Origin of the sequence: Kitasatospora sp. NPDC001527 (assembly GCF_040298605.1) — a bacterium.
Lineage (GTDB): Bacteria > Actinomycetota > Actinomycetes > Streptomycetales > Streptomycetaceae > Kitasatospora.
Window position 1 is genome coordinate 27,993 of record NZ_JBEPAM010000060.1, and the last position, 16,195, is coordinate 44,187.

Consider the following 16,195-nt stretch of genomic DNA (forward strand, 5'->3'; position numbering starts at 1 on the left):
CATGGCCCGCCCGCCTTCCCGCCCGTCCGCCATCGCCCTGAAGTATTTCGCGGCGGCGGCCCTGACGGTCTCGACCCTTGGAGCCTGCATGGCGAACGACAGCACAGCCAAGGACGCTCCGCTCCCGGTCAAGTCCCGTGACGACGCACTCGCCTGGGCGCGGCAGATCACCGAGCACCTGGCCCAGAGCGCCGGGATCCAGATCAACGCCGAGCCGGTCGAGCCGTTCTTCAGCCCCTGCACCGGCAGGAACGGGGAATCCGCGCCCGACGACCGTTTCACCCTCGCCTACGCGGTCCACAGCTATGTCCCCAACGCCCAGCACAACGACGTCGTACGCAAAGTCAGGGACGTCCTCACGGCCGAAGGGCTCAAGATCTCCGAGTACCAGGAGACGCCCGCCACCCAACCGAACTCGACGGTCACCGCACGCCACCCCGAGAGCCGGTACGTCGTCGACGTCTCCAGCACCGCCGGCGACAACCGCATGGTCTTGGGCATCACCACTCCCTGCCTGAAGCCTCCGACCACACCGACCGCATCCACCCCGTAGCTCCGTCACCGTTCACGCCACGAGCCGACCTGAACAGCTGGCTGAGCTGCGGGACCGGCATCAACCCGCCACGGTCGACCGCTGTACCGCAGGCGACGATCGGTGGGTGACGCGGACCCGAGTACGGGCTCGATCAGCGTTTGGGTCCGTGCTTCGCCGACCAGAGCGGCGTGCTCCTAGTCCGCGTTCGCACCGCCCATTCCCGTGGTCGACCGGGCCGCCAGGCAGGGTAGCTGCTCTCCCGGCGTTGCTCGCCTCTCACCGGCGGGTCCTGCGGAACTGCCCTTGCTTCCTCGGGATCGGCCGGACTGCTCCTCCAGCGGTTCGGCCTGAAGCGTCTCCTACGGGCGGGCGGGAGCGGGCAGACTACTGTCGAGCCGTCATCGACCGGAGAGGCCGCGCCCGTGTGGGATCCCGATACCGAGCTCCAGGAGCACGCCGAGCGGTACGCCGTCAGCCATGACCGGCACCCGTTCACGGACGCCTGGCCGTGGGCGGAGGCGGTCGTCGCCTGGTACCGCCGACGGCCGGAGCGGCTGACCTCCCGCGCGGAGGTCGTGATGGGCGAAGACGACTGGGCCCTGGTCGTCGCCGGCGTCGCCGAGTCGCTGCGGCTGCGGATGCGTACCGGCGAGATCGGCGACATCCGTGTGGACCTCCTGGCCGACGAGCTGCTGCTCTGGGCACAGGTCGGGCACGAGTTCCCGCAGCCCGGAGAGGCCGGATGGCCGGCCCCGGACGGGCCGTACGCGGACCGGTGGGACGCGCTGGCCGATGTGCTGATCGCGGGCGGTGAGCGCGGCCGGAGCGTGGTCAGGGCCGTGACCACCGTGCTCAAGGAACTGGAGGTCCTCGCGCGCTCCCGGCCGTACCTGCGCGCGTACTCCACCCTGATGGAGTACCGGTTCGCCGCGCAGGGCTGCGACACGGTGACGCTCGCCGAAGTGGCCCCGGCACTCGGGGTCGGCCCCGTCCCGGTCCAGAACGTCGCCTGGTACGCCGGGGTCGCCGGCCTGGAGGAATCGCTGGTGACCTGACCCGTTCCCGTGGCGGCGCCCGTGCAGGTGAAATCCGGCGTGGCCTCCCGCTCGCCCCAGGCCCCGGCGGACCACTCTGGAGGGCACACGGATTCAGCGACGAAGGGGCTGCGGGTGGCCGGCCGCGAGGCGGAACACGTCGAGCAGTTGAGCGCCGCCCTCGCCGTGCTCGGCGCCGATTGGCAGCCCGACCCGGTCGCCGACGATGCCACCCGCGCCGTCATGCTGGCCACCGCCCTGCTGGGCGCGGCCGAGGCGCACCTGGTCGGCGCCGAGATGGACGCCGAGCAGGCCGGCGCGGACATCGAGGCGCTGCGCACCGCGTACGGGCCGGTCCGGGGCGAGGTCGTGGCGGCCGCGATGCCCACCGCGGCCGACGCCGAGCGGCTGCTGGTGGTGCTGCGGATTGGCCTGCTTGTCGGGGACCTGAGCCGGGCGGCCGGGCCGGACGAGCAGGCCCCGGACATCGAGGCCCTGGCCGCCGCGCGCGATCTGGTCAGCGCCGCGGCCGCGATGGTCACCTATCACTACGCCCCGTCGTTCGACGACGGCTCGGGTGTTCCGCCGGTCGACGAGTCCCTGACGCTGGCGTTCGCGATGGCCGTCCAGGCCACCCGCCGCCTCGCCCGGATCGCGGGACTGCCGCCGGACGCCGACGACGCGCAGGGTGAGGAGTGACCGGGTAGAGGCGCGCCGCGTGGTCGGCGGTACCCCGAGCGGGCGCGCGGTCCAGCGCGGTTCCGGCCGGGGTGCCCCTCGCGCTCCGACACGAGGGGCCTCGGCCAGCGCGGCGTCGAGCGGGGCCGCCGCGCTTACGGCTGGTCGGCCGCCGGCTCGCGCTCCTGGCCCTGCTCCGCTTCTTCGACCGCTGTCGCAGCGCCTTCTTCGGCGGGCAGCAGGTCGGCGGCGAGGAGGGGGAGGCCGAGCCGGTGGGCGGCGGCCGCGCACAGCGCGTCCGGCATCGTCAGGTCGACGCCGGCGGCCGCGGCCTGGGCGGTGAGTTCCAGGGCGAGCGCGGTGTCGCCGGCCAGGGTGGCGCGGTGCTTGGCCGGGCCCGGCTGGCGCACTCCGACGACGGCGAGCTCCGCCAGTACGGCCTCGGCCCGGTCGTGGGCGCCCGCGCGGGCGAGGACGGTGACCAGTTCGGCGACGGCGGGCTCGGGCAGGACGGCCTGGCCGAGCCAGGAGGCCTCCCGGGAGCCGGGCCCGCCGCCGATCCACGCGAGGACGGCGCGGGCGGTGAACACCACCCGCTGATCGCCGCCGTGGGGTGAGATCCGGGTGCTGTCCGGAAGGGGACGCAGCGCGGCTGGCAGCGGGCCGGGGTTCTCGTCCTCGGGCAGGTGGCCGCCGGTGAGCATGCGGGCGGGGCCGGTCGGTAGGTGGCCGGTGAGGAGCGGTTCGACGGTGGTGCGGAGCCGGTCCCGTACGGCCCAGAGCGGTTCGATGGTGATGGTGCCGTCGTCGGCGGTCCGGATGGCGACCAGGGCGCCCTCGGTGATGCGTGCGGCGCGCTGGATCTGGGTGGGCAGGATGAGCCGGCCGCGCTGTCCGACCTTGGCCGTGGCGATGACGGGCCCTGTGGTGGTGGTCATGGGCGCACCGTAGCCCGCAGGACTCGCCCGTGTGGGCGCTATATGGATCTGCTCACCCGAAAGCGTTGCGGGACCTAGTTGCAGGACTGGCCCACATTCAGAGCTTCGGTGCACTGATCTCGCATCGGCCCACATATCCGGATCGGGGGTGGCCTTCGGGTCGACGGCCGCCACGATCGATCGGCACCTACCCCGACCGTCCCGCCCCCGCCCACCGACGACCAGTACGTCCGCACGACCCGCCAAGGGCCCGTCACCCCCACCGATCAGGGGGTGACGGGCCCTTCCGCATGCCCGCGCCGAAGGAGACCGATGCCGACGCTGCACTACACCCCCGCCGCCGCCCGGACCCTCGCCCGCCTGGAGAAGGGGCGCCGCGCGGACCCGCGCCGGCTGCGCCGGGTCCGCCAGGCGCTGGAGCACCTGGCCGCCGACCCGCATCACCCGGGCCTGCGCAGCCACCGCTACGCGCTCCTGCCCGGCCACCGCGGCACGGCGGCGTGGACGTCCTACATCGACCAGGGGCCGGGCGCCTGGCGGATCCACTGGGCCTGGGGCCGCGACGGCGGCGCGGTCACCGTGCTGCGGGTGGGCCCGCACCTGTAGGCGGAGCGTCGGAGGACGGGCCGACCGGGGTGGGACGGGGGCTGTCCAAGCCCTGTCCCACCCCGTGTCTCAGGTGTCCGATTCCACCCGTTTCGCTAGGACAGTCCCAGCCGTTTTCCCTGGTAGTGGCGCTCCGCGCTCGAGCTGGGACAGGGGCTGGGACACCCGGTTCGGCGGGCGGCTACCGGCCCGGGGCAGCGCCGTCGATCGCGGCGAGCAGCCGGGCGTGGACGGCTGCCGCCGCCTCCCGGGTCGCCGCGTCCTCACTCTTCAGCTGAGGGGCGATCAGTTCGGCGGCCGCGGCGAGGACCGGCACCGGCACGGTCGCTTCGCGCAGGTGGAGGAGCTGGGAGGCGGCGCGCTCGCCGGCGGAGGCCTGGGCGCGGGTGTTGGGGATCAGGGAGTTGAGGCCCCGGGGCAGGGGCTGGCTGCTGGTCACCCGGCCCATTCTTCCGTGCCCCGGGCACGGGTGATCACCACGGCCGGTCGTTGGGCTCCTCGTCCGGCAGGGGCCCGTGGTGGTGGCGGGCGATGGCCTCCAGCAGCGCCTGACGGGCCCGGCGCCGACGGACGTCCTCGGAGCGGCCGGCGTCGGCGGCCCACTCGGGCAGCGGCCGGTCCTGCGCGGCCGCGATGAGCGCGCGGCCCAGCTCGCCGATCGCCTCCTGCCAAGCGGCGAGCTGCCGGCCGAGCTCACCCACGAGGTCGTCGACGGCCGCCGCCGGATCGGCACCGAACGCCCGGGCCTCGGCGGCGGCCTCCGCCAGCACGTCCTCGTCCAGGCCGTCGAAGGCGTCCCGCCACCCCGCCGTCTCGGCTACCGCCTCGAACCGCCCCAGCACGCCGTGCAGCGCGGCGTCGACAGCCTCCGGCGACCAGAGCGGCGGGGTGCGCGGCGAGCGGACGGTGTCGGCGAGCACCCGGACAGCGCCAGGACCGAGCGCCCGCCGCGCCCGGCCGGGCCGGACCGCGCTCACCGGCCGAGGGCGACGGCGCGGCGCGGGGCCGGCGGCCGGGACAGCAGAGAAGTCGTCACACAGCAGCAACCGCCCCAGCGCCCCGGCGGTCACGGGCAGCAGCGGGTGCAGCAAGGGCACCCTTGCTGCACCGGGGCGTGCTGCTCCCTTCCATGTAGCAAGGGAGGCCTTGCTACACGGCGGGACAGCGCTGCGCAGCACGCCGGTCCGTGCTGCGCGCCGCCCGCTGCGCATGCGCGGCGCGGGACAACCTGCTGCGCAGCGGGGACAGCATGCGGGACAACGTGCTGGCCGTGGGCGTGCGGGTGCGGGACAACGTGGCTGCGGGCTGGCCGGTGCGGGAATCCGGAGCGGTGTGAAATTTCCCGGCCCCGGCCGCCGGCGGGATCGGAGAGAATAGCGCCCCGGGGCGGAGTTCGGGTGCCGCGCTCGGGCTACGATCACGCCATGGAAAACGAACCGGTGCGAAATAGCGGCGAGGTGGCGCTGTTCGAGCTGGACGGCGACCAGGCCGAGGGCTCGCGCTGCGAGGGGCCGGACTGCGAGAACACGCTGCCGGCGCGCACCGGCCGGGGCCGACGCGCGGCCTACTGCTCGCAGGCCTGCAAGAGCCGTGCCGACCGGGCCCGCGCCAAGGCCCGGACCGTCGCCCTGCCCGTCCAGGCCGCCCCGGACGGCGAGGCCATCGAGCCCGCAGGCTGGCCGCTCCCGCAGCAGCGGCAGCAGCTGCTCGACGTCGCCGACGCCGTCCGCCGGCACGTCGACACCTTCCTGGCCGCCGTGGATGACGACCCGAACGCCGCCTACGCCGATCTGGCCCGCGAGATCCCCGCGCTGGCCTCCCGGCTGCTCGCCCAGGCACAGGACGTGCGGGACGCGCTCCACCCGGGCGACGCCCCGGCCGCCGGAATTGCGCACCGGGGCGATTTCCCGGCACCTTCCGGGGACGTGGCCGGTACCGGTGAATCGCCCCGGGGCGAAAGTCCGGCAGACACGGTCCCCCACCCGGCGGCCGGTAATACGCCCCGGGGCGAATACACCACCGGCGGGACGGGGACGGCCGGCTCCCTCACCGCCGCCGACGCGAACGCGCCGCTGCGCAATGCGGTCGTCGACCCGTACGCCCGCTTCGGCGGGCCCGACCGGCTGGACGACCTGGCGGTGACCTTCGGCCCCGGCTGGGAGCTGGCGACCTGGACCGCACCCGGAGTGGAGCTGCTGCTGCACGACGGCACGGCGAAGGGCTGGACCTGCCGCCTGCCGGACGGCCCCTGGGGCCTGGGCGGCTGGATCGCCGTCCAGCACCAGGGCGACGGCCGCCCCGGCCAGTTCATCGCCGACCGCTTCAGCCGCCCCCGCACCTACCGCAGCGCCGACCTCGCCCTCGACGTCTTCCACCGCGCCGCAACCCCGGCCACCCCACCCTCCGGACCCGCACCGGCACCGGCGCCGGCCGCGCCCGACGGGATACCGGTGCCGGACCTGGCACTCGCGGCCGCCGCCGGCCGCACGCCGCCGACCCTGCGCGGCCTGGGCGGCTGGATCGCCGTCCAGCACCAGGGCGACGGCCGCCCCGGCCAGTTCATCGCCGACCGCTTCAGCCGCCCCCGCACCTACCGCAGCGCCGACCTCGCCCTCGACGTCTTCCACCGCGCCGCAACCCCGGCCACCCCACCCTCCGGACCCGCACCGGCACCGGCGCCGGCCGCGCCCGACGGGATACCGGTGCCGGACCTGGCACTCGCGGCCGCCGCCGGCCGCACGCCGCCGACCCTGCGCGGCCTGGGCGACCCGCACCGCGACTACGCCCTCGGCGACGGCCTGGTCCACCTCACCTGGCCCGGCCACCCCGACGCCCAGGCCCTCGAACAGCGCGGCCGCCTGGCGGGATGGACCGAGGTCTACGACGACGCGGGCAACTGGATCGCCCTCATCTCCGGCCGCCCGGTCGCCGACGCCACCGACGGCATCCCGCTCCTGTCCGCGAACCCGAACGACGCCCTCACCCTGCTGCGCCTGGCGCTCGATCAGGGCCTCGCCGCCGCCGGTCCGGCCCGGCCGCTTCCTCCCGTCCACGGGTGATCCCGGTCACGGACAAACCGGGAGGACAAGGCCCTTGACCAGGGCAAACCGGACAGGACAAGGGGGCTGGTCAAGGGGTGCGGTCAGACCGCGGACAAGGGGGCGCTGTGCAGGGTCGGCGGCACCCGGGTCCTCGCCCGGGTGCCGGGGCCGGCCACCGCGCCGGTCCCGGCCGACCGTTGACGGAAGGCCACCTCGATGACCACCACCCCGCTTGCCCAACCCGACCCCCACGACGACGGCGGAGGCCAGGCCGCCGGCCACCACCGGCCGCGGCTCCCGGGCAAGGCCTCGCCCGACCAGGACAAGGGGCCCGCGGACACCTCCACGGGCACCTCCGCCCGCACCTCCACGCCCCTCCCGCCCGAATCCGGCGTTTCCGCAGGTCAGGCGCCAAGGACAAGGGGCTCGGGTGGTGGCGACAACCCCTCTGCTCTTGCTGTCGAAGACAGCAAGAGAACGCCCTGGAGGCGAGGGTCGACGGCCCCGGTGCGCGGCCGGGTGCTGATGGCGCTCGCGCTGTTCCAGCGGGCGACCGCCCGGGAGCTGTGGCCGCTGGTGGTACCGAACCAGCGCGGCGACCGCTCCGTGCGCGACGCGCTCGGTGACCTGGAGGAGGCGGGGAAGGTCCGCAAGGAGCTCACGCTGCGGGACGGCCGGCGCCTGTGGTGCCTGACTCCGTCCGGCCGCCGGGACGCCACCGCGCTGCTCCCGGCCGGGTCGAAGCTCGCCGCGGCCCGCCCGCGGCGCGAGAAGCCGTCGGCCGCGTACTCCGAGCACGCCCTGGACGTCGTCGCCGTCGCCGGGCACCTCGCCAAGGCCGGCTTCGGCCACTTCGCCGCGTACGCGACCGAGGTCGAGCACAAGCTGCCCGGCCGCCGCTCGCTGTTCGCCGACCTGGTCCTCACCGACCCCGGCGCGGACGTCCCGGTGCTCCTGGTGGAAGTCGACCGCGACAACGAGGGCAACGGCACCCTGGTCGCCAAGCTCGCCACCTACCGCACCTGGTGCCGACTCCCCGCCAGGGGCACCACCAAGCGCGCCTTCGAGGCCTCGCTGCACCGCGCAGGGGCCCGCACCCACGACCTGCGCCAGTGGACCGCCACCTACCCGCCCACCGGCCGCGAAGGCCTGCCCCCGGTCGCCCTGGTCCTCGGGGCCGGCCGCAAGCGCAACCGCCGACCCGGCACCCCACCGCTCACCGAGGAGCAGAAGAAGGCCAAAGCGAAAGCCGACCACGAACGCCTGCTGCGCCGCATCCGCGAGGTCGAGGCCGCCTCCGAACCGACCTGGCACGCACCCGCCTACCGCAGCGAGGAAACCACCGCCCGCGACTACCACCGCGCCCTGCCGGTGGTGGCCACCACCATGCCGCTGCTGCGCCGCTTCGGCGCCGACGGGCCGATCTGGTGGCGCTTCGGCGGCCGGCGCTGGGCCACCCTCACCGAGGCGCTCAACAACGAGGACGGCGACCAGCTGCTGGAGCAGCAGCAGGAGGACGCCCGCCGGATACGGCAGGAGGCGGAGGCCGAGCGCCGGCGGGCCGAGCGGGAGCGCCGCCGTCCGGCCTGCACCCGCTGCCGGGCGAAGTTCTCGGACGAGCGGTGGGTCGAGCAGGAGCGGGCCGACACCTGGGACGACGACGGGCTGTGCGCCGGCTGCCGCCAGGCCGACGTCGACGAGCGGGCCCGGCAGGAGGCCGAGCACGAGCAGGCCGCGCTCGACGCCGCGGCCGCCGAGGAGAAACGCGCCCGCTCCTGGTGGCGGCGCTCCTGACCCGCCTGCTCCTCGCCGCAGGGCTGCTGACCTGCGGCGGTGAGTTTGGGCACCTCCGTTGACCTGCGGTGGTGAGTTTCGCCGACCGGCCGGTGAGTTTCCCTCCCGGGCCCGGTGAGATTGCCAGGCCTGGCTCGACAACGAGAGCGGCCCGTTCGCCGCCGGCTGGCCGACCTGGGCACCGGATCCGTCCTGGCCGCTGCCCGTCCTGCCCGACGACGCCGACGACCCGGCCACTGGCCGGTGACCGCGCCGGCCCGGGTACGGGTGTGCGCGGTGCTCCTCCACGACGGTCGCCTGGCGCTGATCCGGCGAGAGCGCCCCGACGGCGTGCAGCACACCCTGCCCGGCGGCCTGGTCGAAGAAGGCGAAGACCCGGCCACCGCGCTGCGCCGCGAGCTGCTGGAGGAGCTCGCCCTGGACTTCGCCGGCTTGCCCGAGCCGCCGGTGCTGCGCTTCGTTCAGGAGCAGGAGACCGAGCGGCCCGGCGAGACCGTGGTCTTCCGCCGCCGGCACCTGGTCTTCACCGCCTACCTGCCCGACCGGCTCCACCACACAGTCGCCGTCGCCGAGCAGGACGACCCCGATCGGGCGCCGGTGGTCTGGATGCCGGTGGCCGACGCGGCCGGCCTCCACCTCTACCCGGCCATCGGCCCGGTCCTCGACCAGGCCACCCTGGCCGCCACCACAGGTGGTCCGCTGTCGCTCCCGCCGATGACTGGCGGCTCCTACCGGTGGCGCTGACCGTCGGGCTCGGCTCGGCCGAGCAGGCCGGCGGCTACGCGGCTTCGCCCTCTGCCGGCTCTCCGGTGTGCTGGAGCCAGCTGCGGGCGGCCACCCGGTCCTCGCCCGACAGCTTGGCCCAGAACTCGTCGGCCCACACCGCGTGGGCGGCTTGGCGCTCGGCCTCCTCCAGGCGCGCCGACTCCGCCAGCACCTCCTCGGCGAGGCCTTCGCGGGCCGCTTCCAGGTCACCGCTGAAGGCCGGCAGCGCGGCCAGGTGCGCGCGGCGCTCGGCCTGCACGGCCACCAGCGCCCGCTGTGCCTCGATCAGGCGGTCGGGGTACTCGAATGAGGTCTTCTGCTTGCCCACGGCCGGAATCGTACGCGCGACCGGATCCGTCGTCCGGCTGCGCCCCGCCGACACACCTTGACGGCCGTCCCGTCCACCTTGATGCCCGCCCCAGACCCCGGTGGGACTCCTTGATGGTCACCATCGAGCCGGCGTGGGTGTCAGCGTCGGCGAGCGGGCCGCGGCGGTTCCCGAGGCCGCGCCGGCGCGCTGGCAGCGGCAATCGGCACTGCGATCGGCCTGGCGCGCCAGGGGGCGGGGGAGGCCTCCACCTGCGGACGAGGGCCGCACCCGGTGGACTGGTGTGCGTCTGTGGCGCTCGTTCGGACGGTTCGGCCGTGGTGCGTGGTTGCCCCCGTGCCGGTCGGGCTACAGGTAGACGAGCGCGGCCCCGCGCTCCTCGTCCGCACCTGACTACGGAGCAGCCATGCAGAACCCCTTCTCTTCGAGCAGGATCCCGTCCACCTACTTCGTCACCACTGGCGTCGGCGATTCCAACGAGGGGGAGGCGGTGCTCAACGTCCAGAACGTCTCCGGACACGACATCACCATCCGGGCGGGCGAGTCGTTCCAGGTCCCCATGTACAACGAACAGCCGGAGGAGTAGCCCCTCTTGCCGGGACCGCGTACAGGGCCCCATCCCGGCATGTTCCCCGGCACCGGCCTGGCTCCGCTCATCCCGCCCCGGTGCCCGGATCGGCGATTCTCGATTCACCTTGACCGCCGCCCCGGGCCACCTCGCCGATACCTTGGTGTTCGGCAAAGGCGCGGTAATTTCGCAGGTCAGAGCATTGGTGGGGCCGGGTGTGGATACCTTGATGCCCGCCCCGGGAGGTCCTGGGGCGGGCATCAAGATGGCGTGGTTGTCAGCGCTGGTCGGGCTTGGTGCCGGTGAGTTCCCACCAGGGCACGGGGCCGCTGTCGAGGTCGGTGAGCGGCCACCAGTTGTCGGCGCCCGGGCCGTCGGCCTCCAGGTCCTCCAGACTGGCGACCCCGGCCGGGACGCTCTGCAGCATCCGGGCGACCTGGTGGCTGCGGGCGGTGAGCTCCAGCTGCCGGCAGCGGTTGCCGAAGCCGGTGTCGCCGGTGCCGGTGAGGACGAACAGCAGCCGCGGGAAGGCCATGTAGCGGCGCTCCCACAGCGGCCGGCGCCCGCCCTGCACGGCCTCGATGGTGCCCGCCCGCATCCCGGCCGGCAGCGGCGCGGTCGACCAGTAGCGGGCGTAGGCGTGCAGCTTCGCCGCCAGCCGCACCCCGCCCATCGTGCCGCGGTCCAGCTCGACGAACGCCGTGTTGTTGACCAGTCCGTTGGTGGTGTGGCGGGTGTAGTGGACCAGGCCGTCCGGGCGCACCGTGCCCTCCTTGCCCTCGGCGAAGCGGTGGGTGACCTCCGGTACGAAGTCGAACGGCCCGTAGGCGTCCCCGCGCTCGCGGGCGTCGGTGAGGAACGCGAGGTGGGTGCGCACGACGGCGAGCTGGTGCCACACCGTGTACTTGAACGCGGTCTCGTCCCCGGGGGTGCGCGGGGCGGGGATGTCCGCCAGCTCGGGGAAGGCGCCGGCGATCCGAGCGCCGTGTTCGGTCAGGAACCAGCCCCTGGTCCGCCCGGACTGCGGCAGCACCAGCTCCGCGGCCAGGCCCTCCGCCCGCAGTCGGCGCAGCCGCGCCCGCATCTTCTCGACCCCCGCGTCCGGCGCGGTCAGCCGGCGCAGCTGCTCGGCGGTGGCGATGCGGAACTGGAACAGCGCGGCGAGCACCGCCCAGGTGATCTCCACCTCCCGCGTCTCGCTGTCCGGCTCCGCCCCGCTCCTCGCCCTCGTCCTGGACGAAGTCATCGCGATGTGCTCCTTTCGGCTCGGCGCGCAGCCCGGTGCCGCGCGCGGTCGCCGTAGGGAACCCCGCGTTCCTTGGTGGATACCTTGGTGAACAGCCCCTTTGGCCGCAACGATCACGTAACGGCCGGTCGTCAAGGAATCCGCCAAGGTTGGTGGATTCCCTTGACGACCGCTTCGGACACCTTGATGGAGCGGCCGCATACCTTGATGGCGGGGCCGGGAACCCGGAGAACCGCGCGCCCTACAGCTCCCAGGCCCCGCACCGGGGCCGTGTGTGGTCGGCGAGCGAATGCCACACGGCGGCGCCCGGGCCGTGTTCCTCGAGGTCGTCCAGCCGGGCCGCGCCGGCCTTCACGCCCGTCAGCATCCGGGCGACGAGAGGGTGGCCGGCGGCGATGGCCTGGAGGTCGCGGATGCGTTGCCGGGCGGCGCGCTCGCCGGTGTCGGCGAGGACGAACAGCAGCCGCGGGAAGACGGTGTAGTGCTGCTGCCAGGCCGGCAGGATGCTCAGGGCGTGCGAGGTGCGCCTCAGGTGCGGCGGGATCGGGCGGTGGTCGTGGAAGCGGGCGTAGCCGATCAGCTTGGCGGCGAGCTTCTCGCTGGCCATGGTGCCGCGGTCGACCTCGACGAAGGCCCGGTGCAGCGCCCGGTCCGGTCCGCCGGTCGTGTAGTGCAGCAGGCCGTCGGGGATGACGGCGCCGCCCGGGCCCTCGCCGTAGCGGTGGTAGACCTCTGGCAGGAAGTCCAGCGGCCGGCACTCGTCGCCGACCGTGCGGGCGCCGGCGACGAAGGCGGCCTGGGTGCGGGTGACGGCCAGGATGTGCCCGACCCGCAGCCGCGCCTCGGTCTTGTCCTCCGGCAGCGGCGGCGAGGCCACGCCTTCCAGCTCCGGGAAGCGGGCGGCGATCCGCGCGCCCCGCCCGGTCAGGTACCAGGCCCGCAGCTTCCCGGCCTGCGGGAGAACGACGTCCTCGACCAGGCCCTCCTCCTTCAGCCGGCGAAGGCGCCGGCGCATCAGCTCCGGCCCGCTGCCGGGGGTGTGCAGGACGCGCAGCTGCTCGGCCGTGGCCATCCGGAACTGGAACAGCGCGGCGACCACGGCGTGGTCGATCTCGGGCGGCGCAGCCATCACGGGGCTCCTCGAAGGTCGGCGCCCGCCGCCCGGGCGGCGGCGGAACACCCGCAGGAAAGCCCACGCTTCTCACCGGATTTCTCACCACCAAGGGCCCCAGCGATCACGATCCGACAACAGGCGCACCAACCGGCCCGACAACAGGTGGTGAGAACCGGTGCGCCAACCCGAGGCCGACCCACCCGCCCGCTGCGCCCCGCATTCGGTAGAAGTCGCAGGTCAGGGGTGGTGGTGAGTGGGCGTCAAGGTGGAACTCACCACCCAGACAACCCTCTCTTCTTCTTCTTTTGGTCTTGGTAGTTGGCAGTTGTCGTTGTCGGTCGGGTTCGGCGCCTGCGGCGGGCTCTTTCTTCTTCGGCGTCCGGCTGGTGCCGGCCGCGCGTGGGTGGGGCGGCGCGGGGCGCGGGCGGCCCTGGAAGGCCGCTGGAGGAGGTGGAGACGGCTCTGCCCGCCGCGTTCCTCGGACACGGTGGGCAGAGCGGGCACAGGCGCCCTGGAGAGCCTTCAGCGGGCAGGAGGGCCGGGCGGGGTCAGCGCCAGTCGAGGCCGAGCGCGGCGAGCTGCTCCAGCTGCTCGCCGGTCAGCTTCGCCCGGCGGCTCTTGGTGTTGGAGATCCACACTCCGAGCTTCACCTCCACCGTGCCGCCGTCGCCATCCGGGACCGGCTCGACATGCTGGCGCGGCACGGTCACCGTCCCGGTGCGCTCCCGGTACAGGGCGAGCGCGGCCAGACCGCGGTCGAACGCGCTCGGCTTCCCGGCGCCGGCCTTCTTCTTCACCGCCCCGTCCTGCCCGGCCGGGGCCGGGAGCGGCTCGACACCGAGCGCGGCCAGGCGCCCCTGCTGCCCGTCCATCAGGCTCTGCCACACGATGTGCTGGCGCTGGCGCTCAAGCCACCGCCCCACGTCCAGCCCGTGCAGGGTCACCCCGGGCAGCAGATCGGACAGCTCGGCGCCGCCCTGGACGCACTCGCGCACGGCGGCGAAGTGGCGCTGCCAGTCCAGCGGCCACGCCGGGTTCCAGTCCGGGTCGATCTCCTCCAACGCCTCCACCCGGTCCGGCCGGCCGTCCAGGACGCCGGGGCGGCGCTGGTTGGACAGCCACTGCCCGACCGGCTTGTCCAGCGCCGTGGCGGTGCGCGGCGCCGCCAGGGTGTGGTGGTCCTTGTAGTACTCCCGGCACGCGGCGAGGTTCTCCTCCCACGCCGCGTCCAGCGGATCCCACACCATCCCCAGCGCCTCCAGCCGCTCGACGCGCTTGCCCTCCATCTGCCCGGCGTCGTAGGCCTTGCGCTGCTCGCTCACCCAGTGCCCCAGCGGGTACATCTGGTGTGGCTCCAGCCCGGCCCTCGTCGCCTCGCGGTGGTCGAACGGCACCCGCAGGTGCCCCTCCCGCTTGTAGTACTTCTCGGCCGCCGACCATCCCCGGGCCCAGTCCTGACGCTCCGTGTCGATCACCTGGAAGCTCACCCAGTTCGCGACCATCACCGGGTCACGAGGAGCCGAGAAACGCAGCAGCATCCGGCTTTCCTTCTCGCCCTCCTTCGGAGCCGGGCCGATATCCGTGGACGGCTCCACGCTCGCCTTCTGCTCGACCTGAGGAATCGCCAGCAATTCCACGGCCTCCTCATCATGGGCCCGCAGCGCCTGAAGAACGTTCACCAAAGGCCGGTAACTCCCCGAGGTGAACATGTCCTGCGGCGCCTCACCCTCCTTCAAAAAGACGGGCACGATCAGCGACGCCAACTTCCCCTCGCCGGGCTGCTGCCGCAAAGCGCGCCCGATCGCCTGCACGATGTCATGCGGCGCCCCCTTCGGATCCAGCAGCGCCACCGAGTCCACCGCCCGGATGTCCACCCCCTCACCCAGCACCCGGCAGTTGCACAACACCGACCACAACGCGCTGCGCCCGAACTCCCCGATCACCCGCCCCCGCCGCTCCCCGGCGTGCTCACCCTTCAGCCAGCCCGCCCAGATCCGCTCCGGGTACGTCTCCGGATCCGCCGCGTGCAGCCGCCGCGCCATCGCCGGCAACCCCTCCGCGAACGCGTTCGCCTCCACCGTCCGGTGATGGAACGTGATCATCGTCCGCAACCGGTGCTGCGCCATGGTGCGCAGCATGGCGGCCTGGAGGGCGCCGAGCCGCTGCCCACGGATCTCCTCCTGGCGCCGCTCGGTGCTCATCAGCTTCTCCGGGGTGACGACCGGGTCGGTGAGCTCGACGACGATGATCTGGTAGCGCGCGAGCAGGCCCCGCTTGACCGCCTCGGACAGCGGGAGCTTCCACGCGACCGGGCCGAAGATCGCCTCGTCGTCCATGGACGCGGCCATCTCCTCCGGCATCCGCTGGTGCCGCTCACCCTCGCGCAGGTCCCAGGCCGGCGCCGGCCGCTCCTGCCAGATCCGCGGCGTCGCGGTCGCGTACAGCCGACGGGCCGACGGGATGACCTCCTGGTGGTGGATGTCCGCCCAAGCCTTCCCCAGGCTCCCCGACGTGCGGTGCGCCTCGTCGACCACCGCCAGGTCCAGCGGGTCCAGGCGCTTGCCGTAGACGCCCTCGAAGGCCTCCGCCAGCACCCCCAGCGAGCTGTAGGTGGCGAACATGGTGACCGGACCCGAGCCGTGCCACATCGCGAGCCGGATCGGGTTCGTCGTGCAGCGCACGTCCATCGACCACAGCTCGACGTCGTCCTCCATCGAGCACACCGCGACCGCCGGCCCCGTGTGCCCGACCTCCCGCCATGCCTTGACCGTCTGCCCCAGCAGGGCCAGCGTCGGCACCAGCACGAGCACCCGGCCGCGCGGCACCATCCGCCGCGCGGCCGCCGCGCAGATGAACGTCTTCCCGGTCCCGCAGGCCGCGTGAATCTGCGCCCGCAGCCCGCGCGCCGGAATCACCCCGCCCGGCGGGATGTCCAGCGCGCGAATGATCGCGTCGACCGCCTCGATCTGGTGGTCCCGCAACTCGATGGGCATGGCCCCGTCCCTTCGTGGAATGCTGGAGGGGATTTCCTTGATCGCACAACACCCACAAGAGAGTCGAACGCCGGGGGTGTGCCTGCAACACTGACTCTACACAGTGCATCACCGTGATGCATCAGGCTTGCCGAAGCTTCACGCTCCAAGGTGACGCGGGCGGTTTTCGGGTATGAAGCCACGCTCCGAGTGGTACACTCACCCCATGGCAAGGGTTCTGGAGGCGAGCAGTGACGGGCATTCAGAGTGGGCGGAGCGAAGCGGAGTCCACCGGGCTCGACAGGGGGCGCCGGCCTTGACCCGCCGTGAGGTCACGGAGAGTGAGAGGCTAGGGGAGAGACCGGGATTCCTGGGCCTACACAGTGCCGCGCGTGATGCACCCGCCCCTCCCAGTCAGCCATCGGATTCCCGCTTGCGGGAATCCGGGAAAACCCAGCGAAGCGGGTTTTCCCCGCCTCTAGAATTCCGCTTGCGGAATTCAATTCCCGCGCTTGCGCGGGAATTCCGCCGAAGCGAAGCGGAGGCGTTCCCTGCCCGGCGGCTTGCCGCCGGGAT

At 73.7% G+C, this 16,195-nt stretch carries 16 protein-coding genes; 9 read left to right on the forward strand and 7 right to left on the reverse strand.

The features are described from left to right. The first annotated feature begins 1 nt into the window (after window position 1). The 3 genes from ABT238_RS34365 (at window position 2) to ABT238_RS34375 (ending at window position 2,268) form a co-directional block, all read left to right on the forward strand. Window positions 2–553, forward strand: a complete 552-nt coding sequence (locus tag ABT238_RS34365; protein ID WP_350803968.1) for a hypothetical protein — start codon at window positions 2–4, stop codon at window positions 551–553. A 404-nt stretch (window positions 554–957) separates the two neighbouring features. Next, window positions 958–1,590, forward strand: coding sequence for a hypothetical protein (locus ABT238_RS34370; RefSeq protein ID WP_350567695.1), 633 nt, complete (start codon window positions 958–960; stop codon window positions 1,588–1,590). A 114-nt stretch (window positions 1,591–1,704) separates the two neighbouring features. Next, a complete protein-coding gene (locus ABT238_RS34375; protein WP_350567692.1) occupies window positions 1,705–2,268 on the forward strand; it encodes a hypothetical protein in 564 nt (187 codons plus the stop codon). Between the two features lie 134 nt (window positions 2,269–2,402). On the opposite strand, the gene ABT238_RS34380 is transcribed toward ABT238_RS34375, so the two are convergent. Beyond that, on the reverse strand, window positions 2,403–3,185 hold the full coding sequence (locus tag ABT238_RS34380; RefSeq protein ID WP_350567690.1) for a hypothetical protein: 783 nt from the start codon (window positions 3,183–3,185) through the stop codon (window positions 2,403–2,405). A gap of 312 nt (window positions 3,186–3,497) precedes the next feature. Between ABT238_RS34380 and ABT238_RS34385 the strand changes: the two genes are divergently transcribed. Beyond that, window positions 3,498–3,791, forward strand: coding sequence for a hypothetical protein (locus tag ABT238_RS34385; RefSeq protein ID WP_350567688.1), 294 nt, complete (start codon window positions 3,498–3,500; stop codon window positions 3,789–3,791). A gap of 181 nt (window positions 3,792–3,972) precedes the next feature. Here the strand turns inward: ABT238_RS34385 and ABT238_RS34390 are convergent, their stop codons facing one another. Beyond that, window positions 3,973–4,230: a hypothetical protein gene (locus ABT238_RS34390; protein WP_350567686.1), complete on the reverse strand. Its 258-nt coding sequence runs from the start codon at window positions 4,228–4,230 to the stop codon at window positions 3,973–3,975. A gap of 34 nt (window positions 4,231–4,264) precedes the next feature. Further along, on the reverse strand, window positions 4,265–4,711 hold the full coding sequence (locus ABT238_RS34395; protein ID WP_350803978.1) for a hypothetical protein: 447 nt from the start codon (window positions 4,709–4,711) through the stop codon (window positions 4,265–4,267). A 266-nt stretch (window positions 4,712–4,977) separates the two neighbouring features. Here ABT238_RS34395 and ABT238_RS34400 point away from each other — a divergent pair, with 266 nt between their 5' ends. From ABT238_RS34400 to ABT238_RS34415, 4 genes are all read left to right on the forward strand, one after another. Continuing rightward, window positions 4,978–5,127 carry a hypothetical protein gene (locus tag ABT238_RS34400; protein ID WP_350567680.1) on the forward strand — a complete coding sequence of 50 codons (150 nt, stop codon included), beginning with the start codon at window positions 4,978–4,980 and terminating at the stop codon, window positions 5,125–5,127. An 88-nt stretch (window positions 5,128–5,215) separates the two neighbouring features. After that, window positions 5,216–6,850 (forward strand): hypothetical protein, encoded by a 1,635-nt coding sequence (locus tag ABT238_RS34405; protein ID WP_350803984.1) that lies wholly within the window; start codon window positions 5,216–5,218, stop codon window positions 6,848–6,850. A 489-nt stretch (window positions 6,851–7,339) separates the two neighbouring features. Further along, entirely contained in the window at window positions 7,340–8,626 is a 1,287-nt protein-coding gene (locus ABT238_RS34410; protein WP_350567676.1) for a replication-relaxation family protein, read from the forward strand. Window positions 8,627–8,893: 267 nt separating this feature from the next. Next, window positions 8,894–9,370 carry an NUDIX domain-containing protein gene (locus ABT238_RS34415; protein ID WP_350804007.1) on the forward strand — a complete coding sequence of 159 codons (477 nt, stop codon included), beginning with the start codon at window positions 8,894–8,896 and terminating at the stop codon, window positions 9,368–9,370. A gap of 34 nt (window positions 9,371–9,404) precedes the next feature. Here ABT238_RS34415 and ABT238_RS34420 read toward each other — a convergent pair whose 3' ends face one another. Further along, window positions 9,405–9,719, reverse strand: a complete 315-nt coding sequence (locus ABT238_RS34420; protein WP_350567671.1) for a DUF8825 domain-containing protein — start codon at window positions 9,717–9,719, stop codon at window positions 9,405–9,407. Window positions 9,720–10,125: 406 nt separating this feature from the next. On the opposite strand from ABT238_RS34420, the gene ABT238_RS34425 reads away from it, so the two are divergent. Then, window positions 10,126–10,305, forward strand: coding sequence for a hypothetical protein (locus tag ABT238_RS34425; RefSeq protein ID WP_350567669.1), 180 nt, complete (start codon window positions 10,126–10,128; stop codon window positions 10,303–10,305). A gap of 259 nt (window positions 10,306–10,564) precedes the next feature. Here the strand turns inward: ABT238_RS34425 and ABT238_RS34430 are convergent, their stop codons facing one another. The 3 genes from ABT238_RS34430 to ABT238_RS34440 form a co-directional block, all read right to left on the reverse strand. Beyond that, on the reverse strand, window positions 10,565–11,533 hold the full coding sequence (locus tag ABT238_RS34430) for a replication-relaxation family protein (RefSeq protein WP_350567667.1): 969 nt from the start codon (window positions 11,531–11,533) through the stop codon (window positions 10,565–10,567). 241 nt (window positions 11,534–11,774) lie between these two features. Beyond that, window positions 11,775–12,662 carry a replication-relaxation family protein gene (locus ABT238_RS34435; RefSeq protein WP_350804000.1) on the reverse strand — a complete coding sequence of 296 codons (888 nt, stop codon included), beginning with the start codon at window positions 12,660–12,662 and terminating at the stop codon, window positions 11,775–11,777. A gap of 533 nt (window positions 12,663–13,195) precedes the next feature. Then, window positions 13,196–15,640, reverse strand: a complete 2,445-nt coding sequence (locus ABT238_RS34440) for a DEAD/DEAH box helicase (RefSeq protein ID WP_350804004.1) — start codon at window positions 15,638–15,640, stop codon at window positions 13,196–13,198. Between the last annotated feature and the right edge of the window lie 555 nt (window positions 15,641–16,195).